The organism is Variovorax sp. 01T439_2, from assembly GCF_056398445.1.
In genome coordinates this window covers 1-3,141 of the sequence record NZ_JBFTPJ010000699.1, presented here as the reverse complement: position 1 = coordinate 3,141, position 3,141 = coordinate 1, and the positions used below count along the sequence as shown (strand labels likewise).

The window sequence follows — 3,141 nt, the reverse complement described above, 5'->3', positions numbered from 1 at the left end:
CCAGCACCTCGTGGTCGGAGGGGTTCTGGCGGTCGGTGAAGTAGGCCTTCAAGAGCAGCTTCTTGAGCGCCGCCTGCCTGGCCGGGCTTTCGAGCTCGGCCCAGTGCAGCAGGCGGTGGGCGTCGAAGGTGTTGTAGATGCGCGGCCGGCCCTCGGGGCTGAACTCGAAGCCCACCTCGGCCCCGCGCTGGCGGATCATCTCGCGCGACTCTGCCTGCTGTTCACGCGTGGAGCCGTATTTCTGGCTCAGATGCTCGAAGGTATCCTGGCCTTCGGGCGGCATCTGCGGGTTCAGCTCGAAAGGCTGGAAGTGCAGCTCCGCCGTGATGCCGGGCGCGACGCGCCGCAGCGCCGCCTCGAGCGAACCCAGGCCGACGGCGCACCAGGGGCAGGAGACATCGGAAACGAAATCGATCTTGAGATGGGAGGTCATGCCCGCCATTCTTCATCGCGCCGACGCCCTTGGTGCGCGCAAGGTCTTCAGGCCGCTGCCTTGGCGATGCGTGCGGTGGCGAGCGTCTCTTCGCGCAGCCGGTCGTACTCGAGCTTGTCGACCGGCACCGCATCGGGCTTGCCCAGGTCGTTCATGTGCACGCGGTAGGTTTCGCGTGCGCTCAGGGCCGAGACCGCGGCAATGGCGCAGATCGCCAGCGTGATGGCGCCGACGGTCAGCGGGATGTTGGCGGCGCCGGGAGGCGCGACCGCCACGAACAGCGCGGGCAGCAGCGCCGTGATCGCGGTGCCGATGTTCTGCGAGATCGCCATGCCCGAGACGCGGGTGCGCGTAGGGAACATCTCCGGGTAGAAGCTTGGGAACACGGCGTTGTAGCCCTGGTAGACCACGCCCCACATCAGCAGCGACATCACGATGGCCAGCGGCACGTTGTGGATGCTGATGGCGTACAGGTAGCCGAACGACAGCAGGCCCGAACCGATGGCACCCACGGCGATCGGCAGGCGGCGCCCGACCTTGTCCGACAGGTTGCCCACGAACGGGATCACGATCACGGCCAGGATGTTGCCCATCACCGGAATCCAGAGGTAGATGTCCTTCTCGAAGTTGATGCCGTAGCCCGGCTGCACCGCGTAGGCGGCGCCGAAGATGGTCGCGACCACCGGGATCACGTTCATCAGCGAGCACAGCAGCACGCGCAGCATGTCGGCCCAGCTCTCGGTCACGGCCTGGATGACGGGCGCCTTCGGCACCTGGGCGCTTTTCTCGACTTCGGCAAAGGCAGGGGTCTCCTCCACTTCCCTGCGGATGATGTAGCCGGCCACGATGACGATGAAGCTCAGCAGGAACGGAATGCGCCAGCCCCAGGCGTTGAAGGCGTCCTTGTCCATGTAGTGTGCGAGCGGCAGGAACACCGCGGCCGCCATGATCTGGCCGGCCTGCACGCCCTGCAACGTGAAGCTCGCGAAGAAGCCGCGGCGTCCGAACGGCGCGTGCTCCAGGATCATCGAGCTCGCGCCCGAAATCTCGCCGGCCACCGCAAAGCCCTGGATCAGGCGCAGCAGCACCAGCAGCGCGGGCGCCCACAGGCCGACCTGGTCGTAGGTGGGCAGCAGGCCGACGGCGACGGTGGAAAAGCCCATCAGGAACATGCACAGGATGAGCACCGTCTTGCGGCCGTGCGTGTCGCCCCAGTGGCCCAGCAGCAGCGCGCCGATCGGCCGTGCGACATAGCCCACGCCGTAGGTCGCGAGCGACGCGATGATCGCGATCTGCGGGTCGCCCTTGGGAAAGAAGATCTGCGGAAAGATCAGCGCCGCCGCGGTGGCGTAGATGAAGAAGTCGTAGTACTCCAGCGCCGAGCCGATCCAGCCGCTCGCGGTGGCCTTCTTCGACTGGTGCTTGCCTTTCGGCTCGTGGGCCGTGATGGTTGCCATGGTTTGTCTCCGGGTTGACGAAAAGAATCTTTATTGCTGCGCCTGCGATGCCATGCGCGCGGGTGCGTTGAGCGCCCCGTAGGCGTCGTAGCCCGCGGTGCGCTGTGCCAGTTCGAAGAAGAGTCCGCCTTCGATGTTCTCGGTGTAGATGTGCAGGTAGTCGCCCGCGGGGGAGCGGTCGAACAGCACGCCCGCCGCGCGCAGCTTTGCGAGCAGAACAGGGTCCAGGTCGATGCGCGTGGCCAGGTCGTCGTAGTAGTTGTCCGAAATGGGCACGAAGCGCGTGCCCGCGGCGCGCAGCCGCGCCACGCTCTCGAAGATGTCGTCGCAGCGCAGCGCGATGTGGTGCACCGCGCCGCCGCCGGTCAGGCTCAGCGTGCGCGCGGTGCGGGTGCGCTGGCTCAGCGACACGTTGAGCACCAGCCGCACGCTGCGATCGGCGTTGGCCACGCCGCGGCTGCGAATCAGGCCGAAGGGGTCGGCCAGCTCCAGGCTTTCGCCGGGCTCCAGCCCCAGCACGGCGCGCGTGAACAGCACCCAGGTGTCGAGCTGGTCGAGCGCAAGGCCGAGCGCCACGTGGTCGACCTGCGCGAGCCCGGCGCCGCGGACATCGGCCGCGGCGTCTTGCTCGAGGATGAAGTCGGCCTCGTACAGGCCGTTGGTGCCCAGGGCCTCGGGCACGAAGTGGATCAGGTTGCCGCCCGGCGCCACGATGGCCGGCACGCGCAATTCGTTCGGGCCGACCGGGCTGTCGTGGCGCTGCGAGCGCATGGCCGTGGCGCGCTCGACGGCCGCCTGCGGATCGGCGCAACGCACGCCCAGCGCGCACACCGAAGTGCCGTGCGCCTCGAAGCGGCTGCGCGCGAACGAATCCGGCTGCGCATTGACGATCAGGTTGATTTCGCCCTGGCGGTACAGCGCCACGGCCTTGGAGCGGTGCCGGCCGACGCGGCGGAAGCCGAGCTGCTCCAGCAGCGCGCCGAGCGTGCCGGCCGAGGCCTCGTCGGCCGCGAACTCGATGAACGACAGGCCCGAGAGCGCCGGCACGGGCGGCGGGCTGAACAGCTCGACCTGCGGTTTCAGCGCCGGCACATCGGCAGCGGAAGCCAGCCGCTGCCGCGCCTCGCTTTCGAGGTACAGCAGCGAGCGCATGGCGTCCACCGCGGTGCGGCGGTTGGGCGTTTCGCGGAACAGGTCGTTGAAGATTTCCAGCGACAGCGCGCCGGTGTAGCCCGCGCGCAGCACCTGCTC

The 3,141-nt window shown here is 68.2% G+C and carries 3 protein-coding genes; all 3 read right to left on the bottom strand.

Features of this window, described 5'->3' with window-relative positions; genetic code table 11:
• Window positions 1-442, bottom strand: a 442-nt coding sequence (locus AC1DOC_RS26175; RefSeq protein WP_478130790.1) for a DsbA family oxidoreductase, incomplete at its 3' end; no start/stop codon positions are given.
• A 38-nt stretch (window positions 443-480) separates the two neighbouring features.
• Window positions 481-1,890 (bottom strand): MFS transporter, encoded by a 1,410-nt coding sequence (locus tag AC1DOC_RS26170; protein ID WP_027729462.1) that lies wholly within the window; start codon window positions 1,888-1,890, stop codon window positions 481-483.
• 30 nt (window positions 1,891-1,920) lie between these two features.
• A partial coding sequence (locus AC1DOC_RS26165; protein WP_478130789.1) for a 4-hydroxyphenylpyruvate dioxygenase family protein occupies window positions 1,921-3,141 on the bottom strand: 1,221 nt, incomplete at its 5' end.